This window comes from Klebsiella sp. R390 (genome assembly GCF_051131745.1).
In the GTDB taxonomy this organism is placed as follows: Bacteria; Pseudomonadota; Gammaproteobacteria; order Enterobacterales; family Enterobacteriaceae; genus Klebsiella.
In genome coordinates this window covers 1,690,294-1,716,022 of sequence record NZ_CP180445.1, presented here as the reverse complement: position 1 = coordinate 1,716,022, position 25,729 = coordinate 1,690,294, and the positions used below count along the sequence as shown (strand labels likewise).

Below are 25,729 nucleotides of genomic sequence, written 5' to 3'. Positions count from 1 at the left end.
TTTATTATCGTTTAGCCGTGTGCCGTGGCATTTTCTTCTGCCGTGTCCAGGCGATGCCTGTCAATGAAATGGATGTTAAGGCATCCAGACGTCTAAATCAATCCAGCAGCTGAATAATGAGCACTTTCTTGCATAGCGAAACATGCGATACTAATCAGACTAGCCTTTATCAGGAGCATAACGGTGGCAAAGTCAGTACCTGCAATTTTTCTTGACCGTGACGGCACAATTAATGTCGATCATGGCTATGTCCACGAAATCGACAACTTTGAATTTATCGATGGTGTTATTGATGCGATGCGTCAATTAAAGGAGATGGGTTTCGCCCTTGTGGTGGTTACCAATCAATCCGGCATCGCGCGCGGAAAGTTCACGGAAGCGCAGTTTGAAACGCTGACGGAATGGATGGACTGGTCACTGGCCGATCGCGGTGTTGATCTGGACGGTATCTATTATTGCCCGCATCACCCGCAGGGGACGGTGGAAGAGTATCGTCAGACCTGTGATTGCCGTAAGCCGCACCCGGGGATGTTTATCTCGGCGCGTGACTACCTTCATATCGATATGGCCTCTTCTTATATGGTTGGCGATAAAATTGAAGACATGCAGGCTGCAGCGGCTGCTTCTATAGGGACTAAAGTACTGGTACGCACCGGCAAGCCTGTCACGCCAGAAGCGGAAAATGCCGCTGATTGGGTATTGAATAGCCTTGCAGACCTGCCTGAAGCTATCAAAAAGCAGCAAATATAAGCGTTACGTATAAAAGATGAGCGGTTGAAATAAAAATGCATTTTTCCGCTTGTCATTCCCGGCTGGCTCCCTATAATGCGCCTCCATCGACACGGAACAACGGCAAACAAGCTGCCGGGTTGAAAGAGAAAACTTCTGAAAAATGAGGTTGACTCTGAAAGAGGAAAGCGTAATATACGCCACCTCGCGACAGAGCGCTAAGCGCCGTCGCACTGCTCTTTAACAATTTATCAGACAATCTGTGTGGGCACTCAAAGTGACATGGATTCTTAACGTCCTCGGACGAAAAATGAATACCAAGTCTCTGAGTGAACACGTAATTCATTACGAAGTTTAATTCACGAGCATCAAACTTAAATTGAAGAGTTTGATCATGGCTCAGATTGAACGCTGGCGGCAGGCCTAACACATGCAAGTCGAGCGGTAGCACAGGAGAGCTTGCTCTCCGGGTGACGAGCGGCGGACGGGTGAGTAATGTCTGGGAAACTGCCTGATGGAGGGGGATAACTACTGGAAACGGTAGCTAATACCGCATAACGTCGCAAGACCAAAGTGGGGGACCTTCGGGCCTCATGCCATCAGATGTGCCCAGATGGGATTAGCTAGTAGGTGGGGTAATGGCTCACCTAGGCGACGATCCCTAGCTGGTCTGAGAGGATGACCAGCCACACTGGAACTGAGACACGGTCCAGACTCCTACGGGAGGCAGCAGTGGGGAATATTGCACAATGGGCGCAAGCCTGATGCAGCCATGCCGCGTGTATGAAGAAGGCCTTCGGGTTGTAAAGTTACTTTCAGCGAGGAGGAAGGCATTAAGGTTAATAACCTTAGTGATTGACGTTACTCGCAGAAGAAGCACCGGCTAACTCCGTGCCAGCAGCCGCGGTAATACGGAGGGTGCAAGCGTTAATCGGAATTACTGGGCGTAAAGCGCACGCAGGCGGTTTGTTAAGTCAGATGTGAAATCCCCGGGCTCAACCTGGGAACTGCATTTGAAACTGGCAAGCTTGAGTCTTGTAGAGGGGGTAGAATTCCAGGTGTAGCGGTGAAATGCGTAGAGATCTGGAGGAATACCGGTGGCGAAGGCGGCCCCCTGGACAAAGACTGACGCTCAGGTGCGAAAGCGTGGGGAGCAAACAGGATTAGATACCCTGGTAGTCCACGCTGTAAACGATGTCGACTTGGAGGTTGTTCCCTTGAGGAGTGGCTTCCGGAGCTAACGCGTTAAGTCGACCGCCTGGGGAGTACGGCCGCAAGGTTAAAACTCAAATGAATTGACGGGGGCCCGCACAAGCGGTGGAGCATGTGGTTTAATTCGATGCAACGCGAAGAACCTTACCTACTCTTGACATCCAGAGAACTTAGCAGAGATGCTTTGGTGCCTTCGGGAACTCTGAGACAGGTGCTGCATGGCTGTCGTCAGCTCGTGTTGTGAAATGTTGGGTTAAGTCCCGCAACGAGCGCAACCCTTATCCTTTGTTGCCAGCGGTCCGGCCGGGAACTCAAAGGAGACTGCCAGTGATAAACTGGAGGAAGGTGGGGATGACGTCAAGTCATCATGGCCCTTACGAGTAGGGCTACACACGTGCTACAATGGCATATACAAAGAGAAGCGACCTCGCGAGAGCAAGCGGACCTCATAAAGTATGTCGTAGTCCGGATTGGAGTCTGCAACTCGACTCCATGAAGTCGGAATCGCTAGTAATCGTAGATCAGAATGCTACGGTGAATACGTTCCCGGGCCTTGTACACACCGCCCGTCACACCATGGGAGTGGGTTGCAAAAGAAGTAGGTAGCTTAACCTTCGGGAGGGCGCTTACCACTTTGTGATTCATGACTGGGGTGAAGTCGTAACAAGGTAACCGTAGGGGAACCTGCGGTTGGATCACCTCCTTACCTGAAAGAACCTGCCTTTGTAGTGTCCACACAGATTGTCTGATGAAAAGTAAATAGCAAGGCGTCTTGCGATTGAGACTTCAGTGTCCCCTTCGTCTAGAGGCCCAGGACACCGCCCTTTCACGGCGGTAACAGGGGTTCGAATCCCCTAGGGGACGCCACTTGCTGGTTTGTGAGTGAAAGTCGCCGACCTCAATATCTCAAAACTGGTTCTCCGGAATCACGTTTGAGATATTTGCTCTTTAAAAATCTGGATCAAGCTGAAAATTGAAACGACACACTGTTTCCTTTCTCCGTAATAAGAAAGGAAAAGCGGTGTGTTCGAGTCTCTCAAATTTTCGCAACGCGAACTGTTTTACGAAACAGCTTCGGGTTGTGAGGTTAAGCGACTAAGCGTACACGGTGGATGCCCTGGCAGTCAGAGGCGATGAAGGACGTGCTAATCTGCGATAAGCGTCGGTAAGGTGATATGAACCGTTATAACCGGCGATTTCCGAATGGGGAAACCCAGTGTGATTCGTCACACTATCGTTAAGTGAATACATAGCTTAACGAAGCGAACCGGGGGAACTGAAACATCTAAGTACCCCGAGGAAAAGAAATCAACCGAGATTCCCCCAGTAGCGGCGAGCGAACGGGGAGGAGCCCAGAGTCTGAATCAGCGCGTGTGTTAGTGGAACGGTCTGGAAAGTCCGGCGGTACAGGGTGATAGCCCCGTACACTAAAATGCACACGTTGTGAACTCGAAGAGTAGGGCGGGACACGTGGTATCCTGTCTGAATATGGGGGGACCATCCTCCAAGGCTAAATACTCCTGACTGACCGATAGTGAACCAGTACCGTGAGGGAAAGGCGAAAAGAACCCCGGCGAGGGGAGTGAAAAAGAACCTGAAACCGTGTACGTACAAGCAGTGGGAGCCTACTTGTTAGGTGACTGCGTACCTTTTGTATAATGGGTCAGCGACTTATATTCTGTAGCAAGGTTAACCGTATAGGGGAGCCGTAGGGAAACCGAGTCTTAACTGGGCGTTAAGTTGCAGGGTATAGACCCGAAACCCGGTGATCTAGCCATGGGCAGGTTGAAGGTTGGGTAACACTAACTGGAGGACCGAACCGACTAATGTTGAAAAATTAGCGGATGACTTGTGGCTGGGGGTGAAAGGCCAATCAAACCGGGAGATAGCTGGTTCTCCCCGAAAGCTATTTAGGTAGCGCCTCGTGAACTCATCTTCGGGGGTAGAGCACTGTTTCGGCTAGGGGGTCATCCCGACTTACCAACCCGATGCAAACTACGAATACCGAAGAATGTTATCACGGGAGACACACGGCGGGTGCTAACGTCCGTCGTGAAGAGGGAAACAACCCAGACCGCCAGCTAAGGTCCCAAAGTCATGGTTAAGTGGGAAACGATGTGGGAAGGCACAGACAGCCAGGATGTTGGCTTAGAAGCAGCCATCATTTAAAGAAAGCGTAATAGCTCACTGGTCGAGTCGGCCTGCGCGGAAGATGTAACGGGGCTAAACCATGCACCGAAGCTGCGGCAGCGACACTATGTGTTGTTGGGTAGGGGAGCGTTCTGTAAGCCGTTGAAGGTGGCCTGTGAGGGTTGCTGGAGGTATCAGAAGTGCGAATGCTGACATAAGTAACGATAAAGCGGGTGAAAAGCCCGCTCGCCGGAAGACCAAGGGTTCCTGTCCAACGTTAATCGGGGCAGGGTGAGTCGACCCCTAAGGCGAGGCCGAAAGGCGTAGTCGATGGGAAACAGGTTAATATTCCTGTACTCGGTGTTACTGCGAAGGGGGACGGAGAAGGCTATGTTAGCCGGGCGACGGTTGTCCCGGTTTAAGCATGTAGGCGGGAAGTTTAGGTAAATCCGGACTTCTGTTAACGCTGAGGTGTGATGACGAGGCACTACGGTGCTGAAGTAACAAATGCCCTGCTTCCAGGAAAAGCCTCTAAGCATCAGGTAACATCAAATCGTACCCCAAACCGACACAGGTGGTCAGGTAGAGAATACCAAGGCGCTTGAGAGAACTCGGGTGAAGGAACTAGGCAAAATGGTGCCGTAACTTCGGGAGAAGGCACGCTGATGGTAAGTGAAGCGACTTGCTCGTGGAGCTGAAATCAGTCGAAGATACCAGCTGGCTGCAACTGTTTATTAAAAACACAGCACTGTGCAAACACGAAAGTGGACGTATACGGTGTGACGCCTGCCCGGTGCCGGAAGGTTAATTGATGGGGTTATCCGTAAGGAGAAGCTCTTGATCGAAGCCCCGGTAAACGGCGGCCGTAACTATAACGGTCCTAAGGTAGCGAAATTCCTTGTCGGGTAAGTTCCGACCTGCACGAATGGCGTAATGATGGCCAGGCTGTCTCCACCCGAGACTCAGTGAAATTGAACTCGCTGTGAAGATGCAGTGTACCCGCGGCAAGACGGAAAGACCCCGTGAACCTTTACTATAGCTTGACACTGAACATTGAGCCTTGATGTGTAGGATAGGTGGGAGGCTTTGAAGCGTGGACGCCAGTCTGCGTGGAGCCAACCTTGAAATACCACCCTTTAATGTTTGATGTTCTAACGTAGACCCGTGATCCGGGTTGCGGACAGTGTCTGGTGGGTAGTTTGACTGGGGCGGTCTCCTCCCAAAGAGTAACGGAGGAGCACGAAGGTTAGCTAATCCTGGTCGGACATCAGGAGGTTAGTGCAATGGCATAAGCTAGCTTGACTGCGAGCGTGACGGCGCGAGCAGGTGCGAAAGCAGGTCATAGTGATCCGGTGGTTCTGAATGGAAGGGCCATCGCTCAACGGATAAAAGGTACTCCGGGGATAACAGGCTGATACCGCCCAAGAGTTCATATCGACGGCGGTGTTTGGCACCTCGATGTCGGCTCATCACATCCTGGGGCTGAAGTAGGTCCCAAGGGTACGGCTGTTCGCCGTTTAAAGTGGTACGCGAGCTGGGTTTAGAACGTCGTGAGACAGTTCGGTCCCTATCTGCCGTGGGCGCTGGAGAATTGAGGGGGGCTGCTCCTAGTACGAGAGGACCGGAGTGGACGCATCACTGGTGTTCGGGTTGTCATGCCAATGGCATTGCCCGGTAGCTAAATGCGGAAAAGATAAGTGCTGAAAGCATCTAAGCACGAAACTTGCCCCGAGATGAGTTCTCCCTGACTCCTTGAGAGTCCTGAAGGAACGTTGAAGACGACGACGTTGATAGGTCGGGTGTGTAAGCGTAGCGATACGTTGAGCTAACCGATACTAATGAACCGTGAGGCTTAACCTTACAACGCCAAAGCTGTTTTGGTGGACAGAGAGAAGATTTTCAGCCTGATACAGATTAGTTGGGGTGCTTTTAGCATCCTGATAACAGAATTTGCCTGGCGGCGATAGCGCGGTGGTCCCACCTGACCCCATGCCGAACTCAGAAGTGAAACGCCGTAGCGCCGATGGTAGTGTGGGGTCTCCCCATGTGAGAGTAGGGAACTGCCAGGCATCAAATTAGCAGTGAAACCGGGGCAATAAACCGGTTGTTGTAAAGAAATTCGGTGGAGCGGTAGTTCAGTCGGTTAGAATACCTGCCTGTCACGCAGGGGGTCGCGGGTTCGAGTCCCGTCCGTTCCGCCACTTATTATTCAGGTTGTTTTTATACATCCTGTCTTATTAAGAAGCCGTATCGCTGTAAAGCGATACGGTTTTTTTTCGTCTGAAATTCGTCCCCCGTTTACAACTGAACTATCCCTTAACTTTTGCTGTATTAGCAAAAATCTTCTGCTTTTATCGATCTTTTTCTATCGCTGTATCGTGAACATAATGACCTTAATTCGCCTGTATAAAGAAAAACGAGGACATTTATGACAATCCCTGCATTTGGTCTTGGAACCTTCCGTCTTAAAGATGAGGTTGTTATCGCGTCGGTTAAAACGGCTCTGGAACTGGGATATCGTGCGATTGATACGGCTCAGATTTATGAAAATGAAGCGGCTGTCGGTCAGGCCATTGAGGAAAGTGGCGTTGCTCGTGATGAGCTGTTTATCACCACCAAAATCTGGATTGAAAACCTGGGCAAAGACCAGCTTATCGCCAGCCTTAGAGAGAGTCTGCAAAAGCTGCGGACCGATTATGTCGATCTGACCCTAATCCACTGGCCATCCCCCAATGATGCGGTGGCCGTCGAAGAGTTTATGCCAGCCCTGCTGGAAGCGAAAGCGCTGGGCCTGACTCGCCAGATCGGTATCTCCAACTTTACGATCCCGTTGATGGAGCGTGCAATAGCAGCCATTGGTGCGGAACATATCGCGACCAATCAGATAGAGCTCTCCCCGTATTTGAAAAACCGCAAAGTGGTGGAGTGGGCAACAGCGCACGGTATTCATATCACGTCGTACATGACGCTGGCATATGGTCATGCGCTGAAAGATGAGGTGATTAACGCGATTGCAGCCAAACACAACGCGACACCGGCACAGGTCATTCTCTCCTGGGCAATGGGGGAGGGCTATGCCGTTATACCTTCATCGACAAAGCGCGAAAATCTGGCCAGTAATCTGATCGCGCAGGATCTGCAGCTGGATGACGACGATCGTCAGGCGATCGCCGGGCTGGAGTGTAACGATCGGCTGGTAAGCCCGGAAGGCCTTGCGCCCGCGTGGGATTGATCGTTAAGACCGCACGCAACTTTCTCAATAAAACGTGATTACAGCTCCTGCGGGAGCTGTTTTGCATGCTCACTCAGGAAGTCGATAAAAGCTCTGATGCGCGTGCTGACGGCTCTGTCACTGTAATAGACCGCGCTGAAGGGCATCTCTACCGGTAACCGGTGCTCCGCCAGCAGTTCAACAAAGTCCCCGCTCGCAATTTCCTCATTCACCATATAGTCCGACAGGCAGGCAATGCCATTTCCCGCCAGGCATAGCTGCTTAACAGTCTCTCCGCTGTTTGACGCGATTTCACAATTTACTTCCAGCAGCTGACCGTCGCAGCAGGATACGGGCCACGTATTCAGCGAGACAGGTTCGGTAAAGCCCAGACATTGATGATCCTTCAGGTCAGCAACCCGCTGTGGCATGCCGTGACGCGCGAGATAGTCCGGCGAGGCGATAATTTTCCGGTAGCTGCTAAAAAGCGGACGCGCTCGAAGGCTGGAGTCCGTCAAGGTACCGGCGCGGATCGCCACATCAACTTTACGCTCAATCAGGTTAATGAAGGTTTCCGATGACACCAGAGCCAGAGTCATCTCCGGATAGCGTTCACGAAAAGGTTTGATGAGGGGCATCAGGAAATGCAGCATTACAGGCGTGGCGGCATCCACACGCAACAAACCCCTCGGCGTCGTCCTGGTCTCCAGCAGTTCGTTCTCTGCTGCTGCCATTTCCTGCAGAACCACCTGCATGCGGCGGAAATAGCGTTCTCCTTCCTCGGTCAGACTAAGCTGACGAGTCGTCCGGTTTAACAGACTGACGCCAAGTTTCGATTCCAGTTTTTTTACCGCCCGACTGACGGCGGAATTGGCGTGACCCAGTTGCTCTGCCGCCCGGCTAAAGCTGCCGCTTTCAACGACGGCGATAAAGATGGCAATCTCTTCTGACGTGGCTCGCATTGTTGCACCTGTGGCAAAATTCTATTGAGATTTTGATGGTTTTTGTTATTTAAACATCGCCGCATACTGCGTGTCATCTTAATCCTGATGATACGGAGTGAATTATGCCACTGGCGCTACTTGCTTTAACTATCGGTGCCTTTGCTATTGGCACCACAGAGTTTGTGATTGTGGGCCTGGTTCCCACCATTGCACAACAACTTGCGATCTCGCTGCCTTCTGCCGGCCTGCTGGTTTCTATTTATGCCCTGGGTGTGGCGATTGGTGCCCCGGTGCTGACCGCACTGACCGGGCGTATGCCGCGTAAACAACTGTTGCTGGCGTTGATGGTGCTGTTTACCGCCGGTAACCTGCTGGCCTGGCAGGCTCCTGGTTATGAAACCCTGGTCTTTGCCCGCCTGTTGACCGGCCTGGCGCATGGCGTGTTCTTCTCCATCGGTTCTACGATCGCCACCAGCCTGGTGCCGAAAGAGAAAGCCGCCTCGGCCATTGCCATTATGTTTGGCGGTTTAACCGTAGCGCTGGTTACCGGCGTGCCGGTCGGGACCTTTATCGGTCAGCATTTTGGCTGGCGTGAAACCTTCCTGGCGGTATCGATCCTTGGCGTCATTGCCCTGGTGAGTAGCCTTATTCTGGTGCCGAATACGATTCCTGCCCGCGCCAGTGCGAGCCTGCGGGATCAGCTTAAAGTCCTGACTCAACCGCGTTTGCTGATGATTTATGCCATTACGGCATTGGGATATGGTGGCGTCTTCACCGCGTTTACTTTCCTCGCCCCGATGATGCAGGAACTGGCCGGGTTTAGCCCCTCCACGGTGAGCTGGATTCTGCTCGGCTACGGTATCTCTGTTGCGATTGGTAACGTCTGGGGCGGCAAACTGGCCGATAAGCATGGGGCCGTGGCAGCGCTGAAGCTTATCTTTGCCGCGTTGGTGGTTCTGCTGCTGGTATTCCAGTTTACCGCCAGCATTCAGTACGCGGCGCTGGCGACGGTGCTGGTGATGGGCATTTTTGCTTTCGGCAATGTGCCGGGCCTGCAGGTGTATGTGGTACAGAAAGCGGAGCAATATACCCCTGCGGCCGTTGACGTTGCCTCCGGCCTGAATATTGCGGCGTTTAACATCGGTATCGCCTTAGGTTCACTCATTGGTGGACAAACTGTCGAACGTTATGGGCTGGCCGAGACGCCATGGATTGGCGCGGTGATAGTGCTTGCAGCGCTGCTGCTGGTTGCCCTGAGCGGGCGCCTGGATAAGTCCCAGCCAGCAAAGGTTGCGACGGTAGAAGGGTAAAGGTTTCTCGCGAATTGCATTGAAAGTGCCTGCGAAAGTCCCTATAACAGAAGAACCAGCCGCAGTCAGGCTGGTTCCCTGTTATTGAGGTTTGATGCCTAAATTGCGAAAGAATACTTATGCCATGCGCTACGTCGCCGGACAGCCCGCGGAGAGAATTTTGCCTCCGGGGTCGTTTGCTGGCGTGACTCCGGCATTCTCTAGCGGCGTGCCGTTAAGCACCGATGAAAAAATCCGCGTACTGGTGTGGAATATCTTTAAGCAGCAGCGTGCTGAGTGGAAGTCCGTTCTCAATAACTTCGGTAAAGACGCGCATCTGGTGCTGTTACAGGAAGCGCAAACCACCCCTGAAATGGTGAGGTTTGCCACGACGAATTATCTGGCGGCCGATCAGGTGCCTGCTTTGGTCCTGCCGCAGCATCCCTCCGGCGTGATGACGCTGGCTTCGGCTCATCCGGTCTATTGCTGCCCCCTGCGCGAGCGTGAGCCGATTCTGCGTCTGGCGAAATCTGCGTTAGTCACCGTTTATCCGCTGCCGGACATGTGTTTGCTGATGGTCGTTAATATTCACGCGGTTAACTTCAGCCTGGGCGTCGATGTCTACAGCAAGCAGCTGTTGCCCATTGGCGATCAGATTGCCCACCACAGTGGACCGGTGATCATGGCCGGTGATTTTAATGCCTGGAGCCGTCCGCGAATGAACGCGCTCTATCGCTTTGCGCGCGAAATGTCGCTGCGTGAAGTCCGTTTCCCTGACGATCAGCGCCGCCGTGCGTTTGGTCGTCCGCTCGATTTTGTGTTCTATCGTGGGTTAAGCGTGCACGATGCTTCCGTGCTGGTGACTCGCGCCTCAGACCACAACCCACTACTAGTCGAATTCAGTCCCGGCAAACCTGATTAATAGAGGTACGTCAGGTCTGCCATGGGGCGGACCTGCACCACCAGTCGTCCGCCTTTATTATTCAAACAACCGAAGGACAACAACACCATGACAACACGCTCTCATCATGACAACGTCGAACAGCAGTTTGGTTCACAGGCCAGTGCGTACCTGACCAGCGCCGTCCATGCATCCGGACGCGATCTGCAACGCCTGGCCGAACGGCTGGCTGATTTCCCCCATGCCCATGTGTTGGATATGGGATGCGGTGCCGGGCATGCCAGCTTTGCCGCCGCGGGTCAGGTAGCCAAAGTCACGGCGTATGATTTATCCAGCCAGATGCTGGAGGTGGTCACCCAGGCCGCTCAGGATAAAGGGCTGTCGAATGTCGTGACGCAGCAAGGCTATGCCGAAGCGCTGCCGTTTGCGGATGCCAGCTTTGAGGTGGTGATAAGCCGTTATTCTGCGCACCACTGGCATGACGTTGGTCAAGCGTTGCGCGAGGTAAAACGCGTTCTGAAGCCTGGCGGGGTGGTGATTATGATGGACGTCATGTCTCCCGGGCACCCGGTACGTGACGTATGGCTGCAAACCGTTGAAGCACTGCGCGATACCTCCCACGTACGTAATTATTCCAGCGGTGAGTGGCTGGCGCTGACTAATGAGGCCGGGCTGGTGACCAATCATCTGCTGACCGACCGTTTGCCGCTGGAGTTCACCTCATGGGTGGCGCGTATGCGCACGCCAGCGCCGCTGGTGGAAGCCATTCGTTTATATCAGGAGAGCGCGTCCGCAGAGGTAAAAGCCTATTTCGCATTGCAGGAAGATGGCTCATTTACCAGCGATACAATCATGTTTGAGGCGCATAAAGCGGTATAAAACAAAAAGGCACCGGGATCCGGTGCCTTTTTTTTCATTCAGCCGTATCAGGAATCAGGCCGGTTGCTGTTTTTCACAAACAGCGTCAGCTGATCGCCTGGCTTCAGATCGTCAGTGCCGTTATTCCAGCGCATCAGATCGCGTGTATTCACGCCGTGACGTTTTGCAATGCTCGACAACGAATCACCTTTACGCACGCGATAGGTGATGCTACCGCTGTTGCTGGCAAGACGTTCAGCACTGCTGCCCGCGCCAATTACCAGATTCTGACCGACTTTCAGTCCTGACCCGCGCAGCTTATTCCACTGCTGCAGATCTTTCGTCGAGACACCAAGACGAGATGCAATCCCGGACATGGTATCGCCTGAACGGACTTTGTAGCTCCGACTGGTCAGCGGCGTGTTGTCCGCAAGCTCCGTGGGCTGCACGGCAGCAATGTCACCAGATGCCAGAGATTCACGCAGCTGAGCAGCGTGCTTCTGTGGCACCATGACATACTTTGGCCCACTTGCGCCCAGCGTTGAGCCTTTGACGCCTGCATTGAACGTTTTCAGCTTGCCGACAGGCATACCCGCCATGTCTGCCAACTGGCTAATATCAACCGGACTGTCGAGGCTAACACGTGCCAACGCGCGGCTTTCGTCTGCCGTCGGCAGCTTCACGCCATAACGCTTGCTGTTTTTGAGAATATCGCTCAACGCCAGCATTTTTGGAACGTACACCTTGGTTTCTTGCGGCAACGGAAGCGACCAGAAATCAGTGGGTTTACCACGTGAACGGTTCGACTTCATTGCTTTCAGAACCCGACCTTCGCCGCTGTTGTACGCCGCGACGGTTAATAACCAGTCGCCATCGAACATCTTGTTCAGACGCTGCATCATGTTTAAGGCCGCCGTAGTAGAAGCGACGACATCACGACGCGCATCATAGCTGCGGGTCTGTTTCAAACCATAATTGCGCCCGGTGCTCGGAATGATCTGCCAGATGCCTGCGGCATTGGCGCCAGACGTTGCGTGCGGGTCAAAAGCGCTCTCCACTATGGGTAGTAATACCAGTTCCATTGGCATGTTACGTTTCTTAACTTGCCCGGCTATCCAGTACATATACGGCTCTGCCCGTAAAGTTACATCGTGGAGATAGCTCTTATTACGTAAATACTTCTGTTTTTGTTCGCGAATCCGGGGATTTTCCGGAATTCCCATCTTTAGCTCGTCGCCTATCGAAGCCCACAGATCCTGGTCTTGCGCGTAGAAGGTTCCATCATCTAACCAGCGCGCTTGACTTGTGAACTTACCTGCTTCCCCTTGACTAGCCGCAGAAAGGCTCTGTGCGTGCTGTTGTACGTTACCATCCCGATTGGCCTGGCAACCTACAAGCAGGACAGAGGCGAGTAATATCGCTCGTGCCTTCATGTGTGTGGTCAATAGTTGCTTAAAAGACGAGCAAGAATAACGGTGAAGGCTACGAATGACAAGCGTTAAATATCAGAAGTTATCTTTCTTTGACCTTAACCATGCAAATCTCTGTACAGAGTGTTGCAAATTTGTTTCTTTTGAAATTTCTTTAATTAAATCATCATCATCTGTACGTAAAAATACATTTATACGTCGCTCATTTTTCAGAGTAACGGGGAGTGTTTTTTGTTTTTTTGCACGTAACTCATTAACTTTATGATAGTAATCATTTATATCCACATCATATGGCAGGACACTCAACGAAAACTTCATGTTTGCTAAAGTATACTCATGCGCGCAACAAATCAGTGTCTCGCCTGGAAGTTCGTTTATTCTTGTAAGTGATTGATACATTTGCTCTGGTGTTCCTTCAAAGAGCCTGCCGCAACCGCCTGAAAACAAAGTGTCGCCACAAAAAAGATAAGGTTTGCTGTAGAAACAGACGTGTCCTAAAGTGTGACCTGGCGTGGAAAAAATAGAGAATTCGTGGCCCAGGATAGTCAGCCGATCGCCATCATTGACCAACTGGGTTGCACCTTTATCCTGGGTTTCTGCCGGTCCGTAAACCACTATCTCTGGGAAGGCATCACACAGTTGTTTGACGCCGCCAACATGATCGTGATGGTGGTGGGTCAGCAAAATGGCTTCCGGCTGCCAGTGGTTTTCCGCAATAGCGGCCAGCACCGGTGCCGCGTCGCCCGGGTCGACGATCAGACAACGGCCGCTATCCTCACTAAGAACCCAGATGTAGTTGTCCTGAAATGCGGGAATGCTGATAAGATTCATTAATTACCTCTCAAAGCGAAGCGGAAGGTTGCGATGAAGCCGGCAAGGGTACCTCAGACTGTCACAGCGCCAGAGCATTGGTCGAGTATGCCCTGGGGCGAATACTATCGCGAATCGCTGGAACGGGAGATGAAACCGTGGCTGGCTAAATTATATGGCTTTCATTTGCTTAAGATTGGCAATCTGAGCGCTGAAATCAACACCGAAGCTTGCGCTATCTCCCATCAGGTTAATGTCTCCCTACAGGGTAACCCGATGCAGGTGCAGGCCGATCCGCTCCATCTTCCCTTTGCCGAAAAGTCGGTGGATGCCTGCCTGCTGGCGCACACGTTGCCGTGGTGCAACGATCCGCACCGACTGTTGCGCGAAGCTGACCGGGTGTTGATTGATGATGGCTGGATCATTTTGACCGGTTTTAACCCCGTCAGCCTGATGGGTCTGCGTAAGGTGATGCCGGTATTACGTAAAGCCACGCCTTATAACAGCAGGATGTTTACGCTAACCCGCCAGCTGGACTGGCTGGCGTTGCTGAATTTTGAGGTGCTGCACTATGGTCGCTATCAGGTTCTGCCCTGGTCCCGGCACGGCGGCAAGCTGCTCAGTGCGCACCTGCCGGCGCTTGGCTGTCTGCAGCTCATCATTGCCCGCAAACGTACTATTCCATTGACCTTAAACCCGATGAAATCCGGGAAAGCAAAAACCCAGCTGCGCCAGACGGTCGGCGCCACGCGGCAGTGGCGTAACGGGCAGAATTAGCTTTCCGGCTGGTAGCCAACATCGCTTTGCGTTGGGCTGGAGGCGGCTGCTCGCGCCAGCTCATCACAGCGCTCGTTTTCCGGGTGTCCGGCGTGGCCCTTGACCCATTCCCAGCGGATTTGATGCTGGCCGAGCGCGGTATCCAGGCGTTTCCACAGATCGACATTCTTGACCGGTTTTTTGTCGGCGGTTTTCCAGCCGCGTTTTTTCCAGTTATGGATCCACTGGGTAATTCCCTGGCGCACGTACTGGCTGTCGGTACTGAGGATGACTTCGCACTGTTCTTTCAGCGCTTCGAGCGCGACGATCGCCGCCATCATCTCCATCCGGTTATTGGTGGTAAGGTGATAGCCCTGACTAAAAATTTTTTCCTTGCCACGATAGCGTAAAATCGCACCGTAGCCGCCAGGTCCTGGATTTCCCAGACATGAACCATCGGTGAAAATTTCTACCTGTTTAAGCATCTCTGGTAGACTTCCTGTAATTGATATCGATAGATAAACGGCAAGTCTGACATAAATGACCGATATGAGCACTGCAATTACACGACAGATTGTTCTCGATACTGAAACCACTGGTATGAACCAGATCGGTGCGCACTACGAGGGACACAAGATCATTGAGATCGGCGCGGTGGAGGTGATTAACCGCCGCCTCACCGGGAACAATTTCCATGTTTATCTGAAACCGGACCGGCTGGTGGATCCGGAAGCCTTCGGCGTCCACGGGATTGCCGACGAATTCCTGATGGATAAACCGCTGTTTGCGGATGTCGCCGACGAGTTTATGGACTATATCCGCGGTGCGGAGCTGGTCATCCATAACGCATCGTTTGATATCGGCTTTATGGACTATGAATTCAGCAAGCTGAATCGCGGTATTGCGAAAACGAACACCTTCTGTAAAGTCACCGATAGCCTCGCGCTGGCGCGGAAAATGTTCCCCGGCAAGCGCAACAGCCTTGATGCGTTATGCTCCCGCTATGAAATAGACAACAGCAAGCGAACGTTGCACGGGGCATTACTCGATGCCCAGATCCTGGCCGACGTCTATCTGATGATGACCGGTGGTCAGACGACCATGGCATTTTCAATGGAAGGTGAGGGGCAGCAGCAGGCTGGTGAAATGGGAATACAGCGGGTTGTCCGTGCGGCCAGTAAATTGCGCGTCGTTTATGCCACCGATGACGAGATCGTGGACCACGAATCCCGACTCGATCTGGTGCAGAAGAAAGGCGGAAGCTGCCTGTGGCGTGCCTGATGTGCTGGAAAATGCTGTAAAAATCATCTGTCGGGCGATTTTTGCAGCAACTGATTCAAAAGTGTAGAAAAAGCGTTGACGAGATTACGGGGAATCCGTAATATTCGCCTCGTTCCCAAGGGAACAGTAAGTGGAGCGGTAGTTCAGTCGGTTAGAATACCTGCCTGTCACGCAGGGGGTCGCGGGTTCGAGTCCCGTCCGTTCCGCCACTATTCAGAAAGCCTGAATCAGCAATGATTCAGGCTTTCGTCGTTTCAGGAACTAGAGCCCGGGTTCATCAACCTCATTTCATGTATTTCAACTGTTTACGAATGTGATGCTGCATCACCGCCAGCATACAGGCGCCGGACAGACCGATCATCAACGCACCGTTAACCGCCTCCAGCGGGCCCAGCAGTTTCCATCTGACGCTCATGACCACATCGCCATACCCCAGCGTCGCGAAATTAACGCCGGAGTGATACACCGCCTCCAGCAGCGTCGGAAACTCGCCCAGCCAGACAAACAAGACTCCCCACAGCAAAATTTGCAGCAGATTGCCCATCAAAATAATGATGATCGTCCCAAAAAGCGCCAGTACCCCGGCAAATAACCCCTCTTTGCGCTGAAACCGCTTGAGATAAAAGCGGATACACCACACGGAAACCAGCGATTGCAGAAGCATATTACACAGAATGACGGGCATGCCCGTCAGCAGCGGAAGCAACATTTTACTCTCCAGGATGCGGTGCTGTTGAAGGGGAGGGCAGAGGACGCCAGCGCTCCAGGAGGGCGATACAGGCCCAGCCATACAGCGCGATGATGATATACAGCGCACAACGCATGGCGGCGGCGGTCCAGACATCCTTGCCGGAGGCGCTATCCTGGATTGCCGGGCCAAAGAGGATCAGCGCGGTTATCCAGACGTTACTCCAGAAAGAGGGGGGAAAGCGGCTCGCGCTCAGGCGAACCAGACGGCGGGCGACCCACAGGCTTGCCAGCCCCAGCCAGAGGACCAGCATCAGCAGCGATGGCCAGAGGCTAAGGCCGAACCATAACCCCAGCGCCAGTAACGCCCCCAGTAGCGTTGACAGTACCAGCTCTCTTCCTGACGTTTTGCTTTCAAGCGTCGTTGCCTGCTGCGCCAGCATGACGGTTTTCATCACCGCCGGGATGTAAAACGTTGGGTGGCTCAAAGCCAGCAGCCACACCGGCAGCACAATTATCACCGCACGTAATGCTCTGGCGTGCACTGCGCTGACCGTCGGGAGCGGAGGGACGGGCGGAGCCGAAGCGGGTTGTGGCAGTGGAGGGAACAACGCCACCGCCAGGCCATTAACCAACGTCCCGGTGATAAAGCCGATCCCCAGCATCTGCGCCAGACCGATTGCCAGCGCCTGATCGACCAGCCCGGCGACAGGAATGATTGCGACCGCGACCACCAGCAGCATCGACAGCGTGGCCTTGCCGCTCAATCCCATGACCATAAGCTGATATAGCAGCAGCGCCGTGAGCAGGACGGCAGGCAAGGCATAATAGGTGAGTAGTGGCACCATCAGAACGCCGCCCACCATGGTGACGCTCAGTACACAGCCGATTACGATGCCCTTCTTCAGCGGCAATGGCTTCCCCTGGCACAGCACGATCCAGGCCATGATACAGCCGAGGTGCGGCATGGGCAGCGCGCTAGCGAAGCAGACCAGCGTCGCCACGGCGGTGCCTGCGCCGATCCTCAGTACCGCACGGTCTGCGTTATGCATCATTCACCTTAATAGAGCCAGGAAAACAGGCTCATTACGCGGATATAGAGCGAGCCCAGGGCGTTGAGTAGCCAACTGGTGCTGGTGTACACCACAATATCGGCCTGCCCGCCGACCCGCAGGCTGGTGGACGGGGGCATATCATTGCTGACGAAAGCTATCTTTACCGGAAAACGTTGCGCCTGGCGGAGCCAGTCGCGGTTGTTCTCCACCGTGGGGAGCACGCCAGCCGGCTGGGCTTGCGAGGCATTGATGCCATAGCCGATGCTGACGATCTCCCCTTTGAAAAGCCGCCCCGGCATGCTGTCGAGCAGAATCTCCACCTCGTTGCCGGGCCGGATGTGCCCGAGATTATTTTCGGTCATGTCAGCGTTGATCCAGACATCATTGATGGCGATCAGCGTCATGACCGGGGCTCCTGCCCCCACAAACTGACCGACTTCGCTGCGTAAATCGGTAATCAGTCCGCTGCTGCCGGCGAGCACGGTGCTTTTATTACGGTCCAGCTCGGCTTTACGTACCGTCGCGGCGGCGCTTAACAGCTGCGAATTATCGTCTCCGGCAGCGCCAGCCGCTTCGATGGCCCGGCGCACGTCGGCGGCTGCAGCAGCCATCTGGCTGCGCGCCGTCTCCCGGGTGGCCTGGGCAATTTCGAGGCGGCGCACGGAAATAGTGCCGGGGTCTTCACGGTAGAGCCGTTCCTGACGCTCGGCATCTTTGGCGGCATTCTGGTAAGCGGTGGTGGCAGCCTGCAGACCGGCCTGTGCCGCCACGACGCTTTGGTTGCCGGCTTTTACCGAACTGAGCACTGTGGTGTAGTCCGAGCGCGCACGCGCCAGGGCGATATCATAGGGTTCAGGATCGATTTCAAATAACGGTTCACCTGCGGTAACCCGCTGATTGTCACGAACATAGACTTTCTTTATCTGCCCGGTGACTTCTGCCGCCACCGGGATCACGAAGGCCTGGACCCTGGCCTGGGAGGTATAGGGCGTTAGCCTGTCGGTGACTAAATATCCGCACAAGAGCAGCACGATCAGGATAACCAGGCCGATAGCCGTGCGACGGCTGGCCTGGCCTGCTGAAGAGGATGACGCGTTCATGGCGAAAAACCTTCTGTAGGGGCGGTAGCGGAAGGAAGCGGGGTATTCAGCAGCGGCAGCCAGTTATCACGCTGGCGCAGGTGCGATTCGGTTTCGGCATCGACGATCGGGCGCTCTCGCCCTTTTTCCCATCCGCCGCCCAGCGCTTTATACAGGGCGATCAGGTCGCGCATTGCCGCGCCGCGGCTGCTGACCAGGCGTTCTTGTTGGTTAAACAGCGCACGCTGTGAATCGAGCACGCGCTGAAAGTCGGCCATCCCCTCACGATACTGCGTGTTGGCAATCGCCAGGGAGCGGCTGGCCGCGCTCCCCGTCTGGATCAGCAAGGCGATCTCGTCTTTATCATTGGCATAGGCAATGGCCGCATCATCGACCTCGCGCGCGGCCTGAAAGACGGTATCGCGATAGCGTTCGTGCAGCTGAAGAAAGCGGGCATCCTGCACCAGCACCTGATTACCCAGTCTGCCGCGATCGAGCAGATTCCAGCTGAAGGTCGGCCCGACCGCCCAGCTCAGTGCGCTACTGGTTTGGGTTTGCCCGCTGATCCCGACGCTGCCGATCAGTGAAATTGACGGATAGAGTTCGCTCTCTGCGACGCCGATCAGCGCTGACTGGGCGGCCAGTTGCCGCTCTGCGGCTCTGACATCGGGGCGCCGACGCAGCAGGTCGGCCGGAATTTCGGAGACTAAAGCGAGTTCTCCCAGCGGGATCTCGCCGGTCCGGGTTGCCATCTCAGGCAGCGGGCCAGGTTTCCGCGCCAGCAGGGCGCCCAGGGCGTTCTGGCTTTGTGCCAGAGCGGTTTCCAACTGGGGAAGGGTGGAGAGCGTTGAGAGGTATTGCGTTTTTGCCTGCTGGACGTCCAGTTCAGCGCTGTTGCCGCTGAGGAATAGCCGCTCGGTGATCTGCAGGCTACGCTGCTGGATCTTCGCATTGCTGCGGGTAATGTGCAGCCGGGCTTCCAGCATGCGGATGTTGACGTACCACTGTGCCACCTGGGCGGCCATCAGCACCTGAATATCGTCATATTGTGCGAGGGTAGCAAAATAGCTGGCGTCAGCGGACTCGACGCCACGCTGAAACTTGCCCCAGAAGTCAATTTCCCACCCGAGGTTAACGCCAGCGCTGTAGCGACTCCCCGAGCGGTAATCGCCCGAACGCTGTTGCCCGGTACGGAGCAGATCGCCGCTGGCGATAGTCGCCTGTGGCCCCAGTAAACTCTCCGCGATCCCCAGTTGCGCCCGGGATTCCAGCAGGCGCAAACCAGCAATTTTAACATCCGGGTTCTTGCGCAGGGCTTCGTTGATCAGCGCCGTTAGGGTTGGGTCGTTGAGCTGAGTCCACCACTGGGTGTAATCGGCGTAGGTTGAGCGGGACGCGATCCGCTGCGTCGCCGGTTGCCACTGCGTCAGCTCCGGCGTTTTCGGCGGATGATAGTCAGGTCCCAGCGTCGTGCATGCGCTGATGACAAGGCAGGCGCCTCCGGTGAACAGGAGGCGCCTGGCATGGCCGTCATGGAGCATCTTTGTCGTCCGGTATGACGACGGTCTGGCCATTGGCAATCTGCCCGTCGTCGACCCAGGACATAAAAATACGGTAGCCAAGAGAGAGCAAGGTTGCACCAATAAACATGCCGAGTATACCGCTGGCGGCCATCCCGCCTAAGGCGCCGAGCAGCACCACCGGCATCGGGGCATCCACGCCGCGACCGAGCAGCAGGGGCTTAAGCACGTTATCGGCCATCCCGGCAATGATCAGTAAAATGGTATAGACGATATCCATGACGGTGCCGTGATCGCCGAAGCTCCACATCAGGGCAATGGCCGGAGCCGTCACCAGAATCACCGGAATTTGCGCGATCCCGAGGATCAGTGCCAGAACAAAGAAAATCCCCACTGCTGGAATGCCTGCCACGATCATGATGACGCCCACCAGCAGCGCCTGGATCAGCGCGACACCGATGACGCCCTGGGCCACCGCACGAATCGTGCTGGTGCACAATTTCACGAGTGACTGGCCCTTTCTCTCATCTGTCAGACGGATGGCGATACGTCTGGCGCTATTCGCGCCGGAAGCTCCCCACGCCATGATGATACCGGCCACGATAAACGAGAGAATAAAGCCCAGGATGCCTCCCCCCATGCTGGCAAGCACGCTGAGGATACCTTTGGCGACATCGCCTATTTGCGTGCGGTAGCTGCTAATCAGCCCCGGCAGATCGCTGGAGGCTTTCAACCACAGGGTACTTATTTTTTCTCCAACGATAGGTATGGCGGCGACTTTTTCCGGCGGTGGCGGAACGGCAAAGGATTGACCGCTGAGTTTATCAATCATCGCGCTGGCACTCTCGGCGAGGGAGCTAATCATCAGCACCGTTGGCGCGACGATCAGCACAATACCAAGCAGGACAATTAACGTTGAGGCCCAGCCCTGTTTTCCGCCCAGTCTGGCGGCAAAATACTGGTGTAACGGATAGAGAGTGACTGCGAGGATCACCGCCCACAACATCATATTAATAAACGGTGAAAATACGGTATAGCAGAAGGAGGCTAATGCCAGGATAAGTCCAAAGCGAATGAACATATCCATAAAACGGGCAACCAGTCTTTTTTCAACAATAAGCAGATTATTATTTTCCATAATGGTTTTTTCTCGCTGAGCATGCGCGCACAACCGAGCCGGCCAGGGGGAAAGCCGGACCAGGACTGAGATGGAATCATTTTAAAAAATACTGAAAGTCATGAAAAAATGGGACACGTTCTTGTTGAATTTTATCCACTTAATGAGTGTAGAACAGAAATAATCCGTCCAGAAAAATATTATTTATACCCGTCATACTTCAAGCTGCATAGGTGTTGGCGGTACCCGCGCACCCCAGTCACTTACCTGTGTAAGCTCCTGGGGATGCACGGCCTTGCCGCCTTTATGCAACTTGAATTATTTAGGGTATATGACGGTTATTATTGTTGCCGGCGGGCAAGAAAAATGCCGGGCAGGGCGAGTGGATAAACGACAGGTTTCCCCCCGACCAGCGGGGGGAGGCGGGCGATTAGTTCAGGGTGAACGGATCTGCGTCCTGCCAGGCGGGAAATTTCTCGCGGTACTCTTTCAGCGCGCTCAGCGATAGTTCGGCGTCCAGGCGGGTGGCCTGGTGGGGATCCGCGGTAGCCAGAATTTCACCCTGCGGGCTGATAATTCGGCTATCACCACGGTAGTGATGACCATTGCCATCCGTACCGACACGGTTGCAGCCGGCAACGTAGGCCTGGTTTTCGATGGCACGAGCCACCAGCAGGGACTGCCAGTGCAGCGAGCGCGGGGCTGGCCAGTTGGCAACGTAGAGCGCTAAATCATAGTCGTTATGATTACGCGACCATACCGGGAAACGCAGGTCATAACAGACCAGCGGCAGAATCCGCCAGCCGCGCCATTCAAACACCACCCGCTCGTTACCCGCCTCATAATGATGATGCTCTTCGGCCATGCGGAACAGGTGACGTTTATCATAGAAGTGGAGGGTGCCGTCAGGGGTTACCAGCAGGAAGCGGTTTACCGGGCCACGTTCGGTTTGCAGGGCGGCACTGCCGGCAATCAGGGCGTTGGTTTGTACCGCTTTGGCCTGCATCCAGTCAATTACCTCGTGCTGTGGCATTGACTGCTTTGCTGCCTCCATGGCAAATCCGGTGGTGAACATTTCCGGTAAAACAATGATGTCACGTCCGGTAATCCCTTCCAGTTGACGGTCGAAATGGCGCAGGTTGGCTGGACCATCCATCCACACCAGCGGTTGTTGCAACAACGTAATTTTCAGGCCAGGCACAGTGGTGAACTCCATCATCATTAGGGCATCAGGGTAATTTTAACACCATATCAGTCTCTCGATATCTTGCGGAATTTTTTGTTAAAAAAATGAAAAAAGGCGGGGGAACTCCCCCGCCCTGGTGGTGCTCGTGATGTGGTTAGTGTCTTATTTTATGCTGCTTCAATCTTACGGAACTTCTCTGGCCGCTTTACCGGCCTGGTGGCTAACTCCTCAGGGGCAAAATCGTCAACGTTAATGCTGCGCAGACGGCTGGTTTCCGCACGAGTCAGGATATTGGCTTCGTCCTGATCGATTAACCCTTTGGCCAGCGCGTTGCGGGCCAGCTCATCAAGACGGGTAAACGGCAGGTTTTTACCCAGCTCTTTGCAGATGCGCTGATGAATTGGATCGGCAGCCATCACATCCAGCAGCGCGGCTTCCAGCAGACCAACCGGGTTGTGCTCGTCCGGCGTCAGGTACTGACCACGACCGATGCGAGAACGCGTGGCGCTCGGCTCCTGCAGAATTTTTGCTACCTTATGGTCCAGCTTATCGGACGGCGCCTGATAGTGACGACCGGTCGGGAAGATTGCGAGGCGCAGGGCGCCAGCCACCAGACGATTCGGGAAGTTCTTCAGCAGTTCATCAATGGCCTGCTCTGCCTGATACAGTGCATCCTGAACGCCCCAATGGACCAGCGGGAGATCGGCTTCATTGCGTCCTTCATCGTCATAGCGTTTCAGCACTGCCGAGGCGAGATAGAGCTGGCTCAGAACGTCGCCCAGGCGGGCAGAAATACGTTCACGACGTTTCAGACTGCCGCCAAGCACCGCCATGGAGACGTCGGACAGCAGCGCCAGGTTGGCGCTCAGACGGTTCATGTGCTGGTAGTAACGGCGTGTGGTATCGCGAGTCGGGGTACTGCTGGTACGCCCGCGGGTCAGCCCCAGCCAGAAACTACGGACTTTATTGCTACCAACATGGCCGATGTGCTTAAACAGCAGCTTGTCGAAAGCCGTCACATCATTGTTCTGCGCGGCGGCCATTTCATCCAGCACGTACGGATGGCAACGAATCGCCCCCTGGCCGAAGATCATCATGCTGCGGGTCAGAATGTTGGCCCCTTCCACGGTGATGGCGATCGGCGCCCCCTGATAGGCACGCGCCAGGAAGTTACCTTCGCCGAGCATAATGCCTTTCCCGCCGGTGATATCCATCGCGTCGATGATCGAGCGTTGGCCACGGTGGGTACAGTGATACTTCACGATAGCCGACAGGACTGCCGGTTTTTCGCCAAGCATAATGCCGTAAGTAATCAGAGATGCTGCGGCATCCATGACGTAGGCGTTACCGGCAATACGTGCCAGAGGCTCTTCAATGCCTTCCATTTTGCCGATGGAGATTTTGAACTGGCGACGAATGTGGGCATAGGCCCCGGTCGCCATCGCAACGGATTTCAGCCCGCCGGTGGCATTGGACGGCAGGGTGATGCCGCGCCCTACGGACAGGCATTCGACCAGCATCCGCCAGCCCTGACCGGCCATGGTTGGCCCGCCGATGATGTAATCGATAGGGACGAAAATGTCTTTACCCTGCGTAGGACCGTTCTGGAACGGGACGTTCAGCGGGAAGTGGCGACGGCCAATTTCAACACCTGGGGTGGTGGTTGGGATCAGGGCGCAGGTGATGCCCAGCTCCTCTTCACCGCCAAGCAGACGGTCCGGGTCAGAAAGTTTAAACGCCAGCCCGAGCACGGTGGCGATAGGCGCGAGGGTGATATAGCGTTTGTTCCAGCTCAGACGCATACCCAGCACCTGCTCGCCTTGCCATTCACCCATGCAGACCACGCCGGTATCCGGGATGGCGCCGGCATCAGAACCCGCTTCCGGGCTGGTTAGAGCAAAGCACGGAATTTCCTGACCACGTGCCAGACGCGGCAGATAATGGTTTTTCTGCTCGTCGGTACCATAATGTTGCAGCAGTTCGCCCGGGCCTAAGGAGTTTGGTACGCCGACGGTAATCGCCAGAATGCCGGAAACACCGGAGAGCTTTTGCAGCACGCGAGACTGCGCGTAAGCCGAGAATTCCAGGCCGCCGTACTCTTTTTTAATGATCATCGCAAAGAAGCGATGCTCTTTCAGATAGGCCCACAGTTCCGGCGGTAAGTCGGCCAGCTCGTGGGTGATTTCAAAATCGTTTGCCATACGGCAGGCTTCTTCGACCGGGCCGTCAATGAACGCTTGCTCTTCAGCGGTCAAACGCGGCTGCGGATAGTTGTGCAGCTTCTGCCAGTCCGGCGTACCGCGGAACAGGTCGCCTTCCCACCAGGTGGTCCCGGCATCGATGGCTTCTTTCTCGGTCCGTGACATCGGCGGCATAACCTTGCGGAACGCCCGGAATGCCGGCGCCGAGAACAGTGATTTGCGCATTGGCGCAAAGTTAAACGGCAGCAGAATAATCGCCAGCGGCAACAGCAGCCAGATATTCCACAGGCCGGCAACGCTGAGCGCCGCGGTCCAGGCAAGCAAAATCGCACTGCTCAGCAGCAGATTGACCCGGTGGTAGAACAGCGCACCGAGCAGAACAACGGTTGCAACAATACTCAAAATCATCATAGAGAAATGCCCCTGTCTTGTAGGAGGTCTGACCACTTGTGATGATATGGTTGTAGTGGATGTGATTCTCTTTAGCAATGTGTTTACAAAATAATTACAACCTTGCTCACATTGTTGTTCGTAAAAGCGGCACGTAAAATCAAAAGCGCGGTGGATAACGCTGCCTGCTGCTTCTCGCCTCGCCGGCTATCCGGTACACTGCCAGGGTTATTCCACTCATACTGAAGGATTATCCTCATGTACCAGGATCTTATTCGTAACGAACTGAACGAAGCTGCGGAAACGCTGGCTAACTTTCTGCAGGATGACGCCAATATCCACGCGATTCAGCGTGCTGCGGTACTGCTGGCAGATAGCTTTAAGGCCGGCGGTAAAGTCCTTTCTTGCGGTAACGGCGGTTCCCACTGCGATGCGATGCACTTTGCGGAAGAACTGACCGGGCGCTATCGTGAGAATCGCCCCGGCTACCCGGCGATTGCGATTTCAGACGTCAGCCACCTGTCCTGCGTCAGTAACGATTTTGGCTATGAGTACGTTTTCTCCCGCTACGTCGAGTCCGTGGGTCGCACCGGCGACGTGCTGCTGGGGATCTCCACTTCTGGCAACTCCGGCAACGTGATTAAGGCTATTGAAGCCGCCCGTGCGCAGGGGATGAAAGTCATTACCCTAACGGGTAAAGATGGTGGCAAAATGGCAGGGTCCGCCGATGTTGAAATCCGCGTACCGCATTTTGGTTATGCCGATCGCATTCAGGAAATTCACATTAAAGTGATCCATATTCTGATCATGCTGATCGAAAAAGAGATGGTTAAAGCTTAAAAGGCGAGTGGGTTCGCCATGCTCTTGCGGGCAGCGCTGTTGGCTGCTAACGGGCAACAAGCCTGGCCGCATCCAGACGGAGAGAACCCATCCTTTTGTGTGT

Annotated in this window: 19 protein-coding genes, 3 tRNA genes and 3 rRNA genes; 14 read left to right on the top strand and 11 right to left on the bottom strand. The window is 54.5% G+C overall.

What is annotated here, in order from left to right; genetic code table 11:
• Positions 1-183: 183 nt before the first annotated feature.
• The 7 genes from gmhB (at position 184) to dkgB (ending at position 7,303) form a co-directional block, all read left to right on the top strand.
• Positions 184-750 carry a D-glycero-beta-D-manno-heptose 1,7-bisphosphate 7-phosphatase gene (gene gmhB, locus ACMYSP_RS08030; RefSeq protein WP_434586281.1) on the top strand — a complete coding sequence of 189 codons (567 nt, stop codon included), beginning with the start codon at positions 184-186 and terminating at the stop codon, positions 748-750.
• Between the two features lie 355 nt (positions 751-1,105).
• Positions 1,106-2,647 (top strand): 16S ribosomal RNA (locus ACMYSP_RS08025).
• An 85-nt stretch (positions 2,648-2,732) separates the two neighbouring features.
• Positions 2,733-2,808: transfer RNA gene (locus ACMYSP_RS08020), tRNA-Glu, on the top strand.
• Between the two features lie 218 nt (positions 2,809-3,026).
• Positions 3,027-5,931: ribosomal RNA gene (locus ACMYSP_RS08015) — 23S ribosomal RNA — on the top strand.
• A gap of 93 nt (positions 5,932-6,024) precedes the next feature.
• Positions 6,025-6,140, top strand: a 5S ribosomal RNA gene (gene rrf / locus ACMYSP_RS08010).
• The 16S, 23S and 5S rRNA genes sit together here with 2 tRNA genes alongside, the layout of an rRNA operon.
• A 55-nt stretch (positions 6,141-6,195) precedes the next feature.
• Positions 6,196-6,272: transfer RNA gene (locus ACMYSP_RS08005), tRNA-Asp, on the top strand.
• A 227-nt stretch (positions 6,273-6,499) separates the two neighbouring features.
• The gene (gene dkgB, locus ACMYSP_RS08000; protein WP_434586280.1) at positions 6,500-7,303 is read left to right on the top strand and encodes a 2,5-didehydrogluconate reductase DkgB; all 804 of its coding nucleotides are present in this window, start codon (positions 6,500-6,502) and stop codon (positions 7,301-7,303) included.
• Positions 7,304-7,341: 38 nt separating this feature from the next.
• On the opposite strand, the gene yafC is transcribed toward dkgB, so the two are convergent.
• Positions 7,342-8,244: a DNA-binding transcriptional regulator YafC gene (gene yafC / locus ACMYSP_RS07995; protein WP_434586279.1), complete on the bottom strand. Its 903-nt coding sequence runs from the start codon at positions 8,242-8,244 to the stop codon at positions 7,342-7,344.
• A gap of 104 nt (positions 8,245-8,348) precedes the next feature.
• On the opposite strand from yafC, the gene ACMYSP_RS07990 reads away from it, so the two are divergent.
• The 3 genes from ACMYSP_RS07990 (at position 8,349) to ACMYSP_RS07980 (ending at position 11,295) form a co-directional block, all read left to right on the top strand.
• Complete coding sequence (locus ACMYSP_RS07990; protein ID WP_434586278.1) at positions 8,349-9,536, top strand: MFS transporter; 1,188 nt, start codon at positions 8,349-8,351, stop codon at positions 9,534-9,536.
• A gap of 103 nt (positions 9,537-9,639) precedes the next feature.
• On the top strand, positions 9,640-10,437 hold the full coding sequence (locus ACMYSP_RS07985) for an endonuclease/exonuclease/phosphatase family protein (RefSeq protein ID WP_434587043.1): 798 nt from the start codon (positions 9,640-9,642) through the stop codon (positions 10,435-10,437).
• Between the two features lie 87 nt (positions 10,438-10,524).
• Positions 10,525-11,295 carry a class I SAM-dependent methyltransferase gene (locus ACMYSP_RS07980; RefSeq protein WP_434586277.1) on the top strand — a complete coding sequence of 257 codons (771 nt, stop codon included), beginning with the start codon at positions 10,525-10,527 and terminating at the stop codon, positions 11,293-11,295.
• A 47-nt stretch (positions 11,296-11,342) separates the two neighbouring features.
• Here ACMYSP_RS07980 and mltD read toward each other — a convergent pair whose 3' ends face one another.
• Entirely contained in the window at positions 11,343-12,707 is a 1,365-nt protein-coding gene (mltD, locus tag ACMYSP_RS07975; protein WP_434586276.1) for a murein transglycosylase D, read from the bottom strand.
• A gap of 72 nt (positions 12,708-12,779) precedes the next feature.
• Positions 12,780-13,535 carry a hydroxyacylglutathione hydrolase gene (gene gloB / locus ACMYSP_RS07970; RefSeq protein WP_434586275.1) on the bottom strand — a complete coding sequence of 252 codons (756 nt, stop codon included), beginning with the start codon at positions 13,533-13,535 and terminating at the stop codon, positions 12,780-12,782.
• Between the two features lie 33 nt (positions 13,536-13,568).
• On the opposite strand from gloB, the gene ACMYSP_RS07965 reads away from it, so the two are divergent.
• Positions 13,569-14,291: a class I SAM-dependent methyltransferase gene (locus tag ACMYSP_RS07965; protein WP_434586274.1), complete on the top strand. Its 723-nt coding sequence runs from the start codon at positions 13,569-13,571 to the stop codon at positions 14,289-14,291.
• Here the strand turns inward: ACMYSP_RS07965 and rnhA are convergent.
• Positions 14,288-14,755, bottom strand: coding sequence for a ribonuclease HI (rnhA, locus tag ACMYSP_RS07960; RefSeq protein WP_123755549.1), 468 nt, complete (start codon positions 14,753-14,755; stop codon positions 14,288-14,290). The genes ACMYSP_RS07965 and rnhA overlap by 4 nt on opposite strands.
• 64 nt (positions 14,756-14,819) lie before the next feature.
• Here rnhA and dnaQ point away from each other — a divergent pair, with 64 nt between their 5' ends.
• Complete coding sequence (gene dnaQ, locus ACMYSP_RS07955) at positions 14,820-15,551, top strand: DNA polymerase III subunit epsilon (RefSeq protein ID WP_434586273.1); 732 nt, start codon at positions 14,820-14,822, stop codon at positions 15,549-15,551.
• A gap of 132 nt (positions 15,552-15,683) precedes the next feature.
• Positions 15,684-15,760: transfer RNA gene (locus ACMYSP_RS07950), tRNA-Asp, on the top strand.
• Between the two features lie 74 nt (positions 15,761-15,834).
• Here ACMYSP_RS07950 and ACMYSP_RS07945 read toward each other — a convergent pair.
• The 7 genes from ACMYSP_RS07945 to fadE all read right to left on the bottom strand — a co-directional run bounded on the left by ACMYSP_RS07945 (position 15,835) and on the right by fadE (position 24,807).
• Complete coding sequence (locus ACMYSP_RS07945; protein ID WP_123755551.1) at positions 15,835-16,260, bottom strand: ion channel; 426 nt, start codon at positions 16,258-16,260, stop codon at positions 15,835-15,837.
• 1 nt (position 16,261) lies between these two features.
• Complete coding sequence (locus tag ACMYSP_RS07940) at positions 16,262-17,293, bottom strand: DUF2955 domain-containing protein (RefSeq protein WP_434586272.1); 1,032 nt, start codon at positions 17,291-17,293, stop codon at positions 16,262-16,264.
• A gap of 5 nt (positions 17,294-17,298) precedes the next feature.
• On the bottom strand, positions 17,299-18,393 hold the full coding sequence (locus tag ACMYSP_RS07935; RefSeq protein ID WP_434586271.1) for an HlyD family secretion protein: 1,095 nt from the start codon (positions 18,391-18,393) through the stop codon (positions 17,299-17,301).
• Entirely contained in the window at positions 18,390-19,913 is a 1,524-nt protein-coding gene (locus ACMYSP_RS07930; RefSeq protein ID WP_434586270.1) for an efflux transporter outer membrane subunit, read from the bottom strand. The genes ACMYSP_RS07935 and ACMYSP_RS07930 overlap by 4 nt, the downstream gene beginning before the upstream one ends.
• Positions 19,903-21,030: an AI-2E family transporter gene (locus tag ACMYSP_RS07925; protein WP_434586269.1), complete on the bottom strand. Its 1,128-nt coding sequence runs from the start codon at positions 21,028-21,030 to the stop codon at positions 19,903-19,905. Before ACMYSP_RS07925 ends, ACMYSP_RS07930 begins: the two co-directional genes overlap by 11 nt.
• Positions 21,031-21,439: 409 nt before the next feature.
• The gene (locus ACMYSP_RS07920) at positions 21,440-22,210 is read right to left on the bottom strand and encodes an amidohydrolase (RefSeq protein ID WP_434587042.1); all 771 of its coding nucleotides are present in this window, start codon (positions 22,208-22,210) and stop codon (positions 21,440-21,442) included.
• 152 nt (positions 22,211-22,362) lie between these two features.
• Positions 22,363-24,807: an acyl-CoA dehydrogenase FadE gene (gene fadE, locus ACMYSP_RS07915; protein WP_434586268.1), complete on the bottom strand. Its 2,445-nt coding sequence runs from the start codon at positions 24,805-24,807 to the stop codon at positions 22,363-22,365.
• 237 nt (positions 24,808-25,044) lie between these two features.
• Here fadE and lpcA point away from each other — a divergent pair, with 237 nt between their 5' ends.
• Entirely contained in the window at positions 25,045-25,626 is a 582-nt protein-coding gene (gene lpcA, locus ACMYSP_RS07910) for a D-sedoheptulose 7-phosphate isomerase (RefSeq protein WP_395037547.1), read from the top strand.
• Positions 25,627-25,729: the final 103 nt, after the last annotated feature.

What these genes read in the sequence shown, in the direction of transcription:
- dnaQ (WP_434586273.1), top strand. Translation starts at nt 14,820, where the DNA reads ATGAGCACTGCAATTACACGACAGATTGTTCTCGATACTGAAACCACT.
- ACMYSP_RS07990 (WP_434586278.1), top strand. Translation starts at nt 8,349, where the DNA reads ATGCCACTGGCGCTACTTGCTTTAACTATCGGTGCCTTTGCTATTGGC.
- ACMYSP_RS07945 (WP_123755551.1), bottom strand. Translation starts at nt 16,260, where the DNA reads ATGTTGCTTCCGCTGCTGACGGGCATGCCCGTCATTCTGTGTAATATG.
- ACMYSP_RS07930 (WP_434586270.1), bottom strand. Translation starts at nt 19,913, where the DNA reads ATGCTCCATGACGGCCATGCCAGGCGCCTCCTGTTCACCGGAGGCGCC.
- yafC (WP_434586279.1), bottom strand. Translation starts at nt 8,244, where the DNA reads ATGCGAGCCACGTCAGAAGAGATTGCCATCTTTATCGCCGTCGTTGAA.
- mltD (WP_434586276.1), bottom strand. Translation starts at nt 12,707, where the DNA reads ATGAAGGCACGAGCGATATTACTCGCCTCTGTCCTGCTTGTAGGTTGC.
- lpcA (WP_395037547.1), top strand. Translation starts at nt 25,045, where the DNA reads ATGTACCAGGATCTTATTCGTAACGAACTGAACGAAGCTGCGGAAACG.
- ACMYSP_RS07965 (WP_434586274.1), top strand. Translation starts at nt 13,569, where the DNA reads ATGAAGCCGGCAAGGGTACCTCAGACTGTCACAGCGCCAGAGCATTGG.
- ACMYSP_RS07980 (WP_434586277.1), top strand. Translation starts at nt 10,525, where the DNA reads ATGACAACACGCTCTCATCATGACAACGTCGAACAGCAGTTTGGTTCA.
- rnhA (WP_123755549.1), bottom strand. Translation starts at nt 14,755, where the DNA reads ATGCTTAAACAGGTAGAAATTTTCACCGATGGTTCATGTCTGGGAAAT.
- ACMYSP_RS07925 (WP_434586269.1), bottom strand. Translation starts at nt 21,030, where the DNA reads ATGGAAAATAATAATCTGCTTATTGTTGAAAAAAGACTGGTTGCCCGT.
- fadE (WP_434586268.1), bottom strand. Translation starts at nt 24,807, where the DNA reads ATGATGATTTTGAGTATTGTTGCAACCGTTGTTCTGCTCGGTGCGCTG.
- dkgB (WP_434586280.1), top strand. Translation starts at nt 6,500, where the DNA reads ATGACAATCCCTGCATTTGGTCTTGGAACCTTCCGTCTTAAAGATGAG.
- gloB (WP_434586275.1), bottom strand. Translation starts at nt 13,535, where the DNA reads ATGAATCTTATCAGCATTCCCGCATTTCAGGACAACTACATCTGGGTT.
- ACMYSP_RS07940 (WP_434586272.1), bottom strand. Translation starts at nt 17,293, where the DNA reads ATGATGCATAACGCAGACCGTGCGGTACTGAGGATCGGCGCAGGCACC.
- ACMYSP_RS07935 (WP_434586271.1), bottom strand. Translation starts at nt 18,393, where the DNA reads ATGAACGCGTCATCCTCTTCAGCAGGCCAGGCCAGCCGTCGCACGGCT.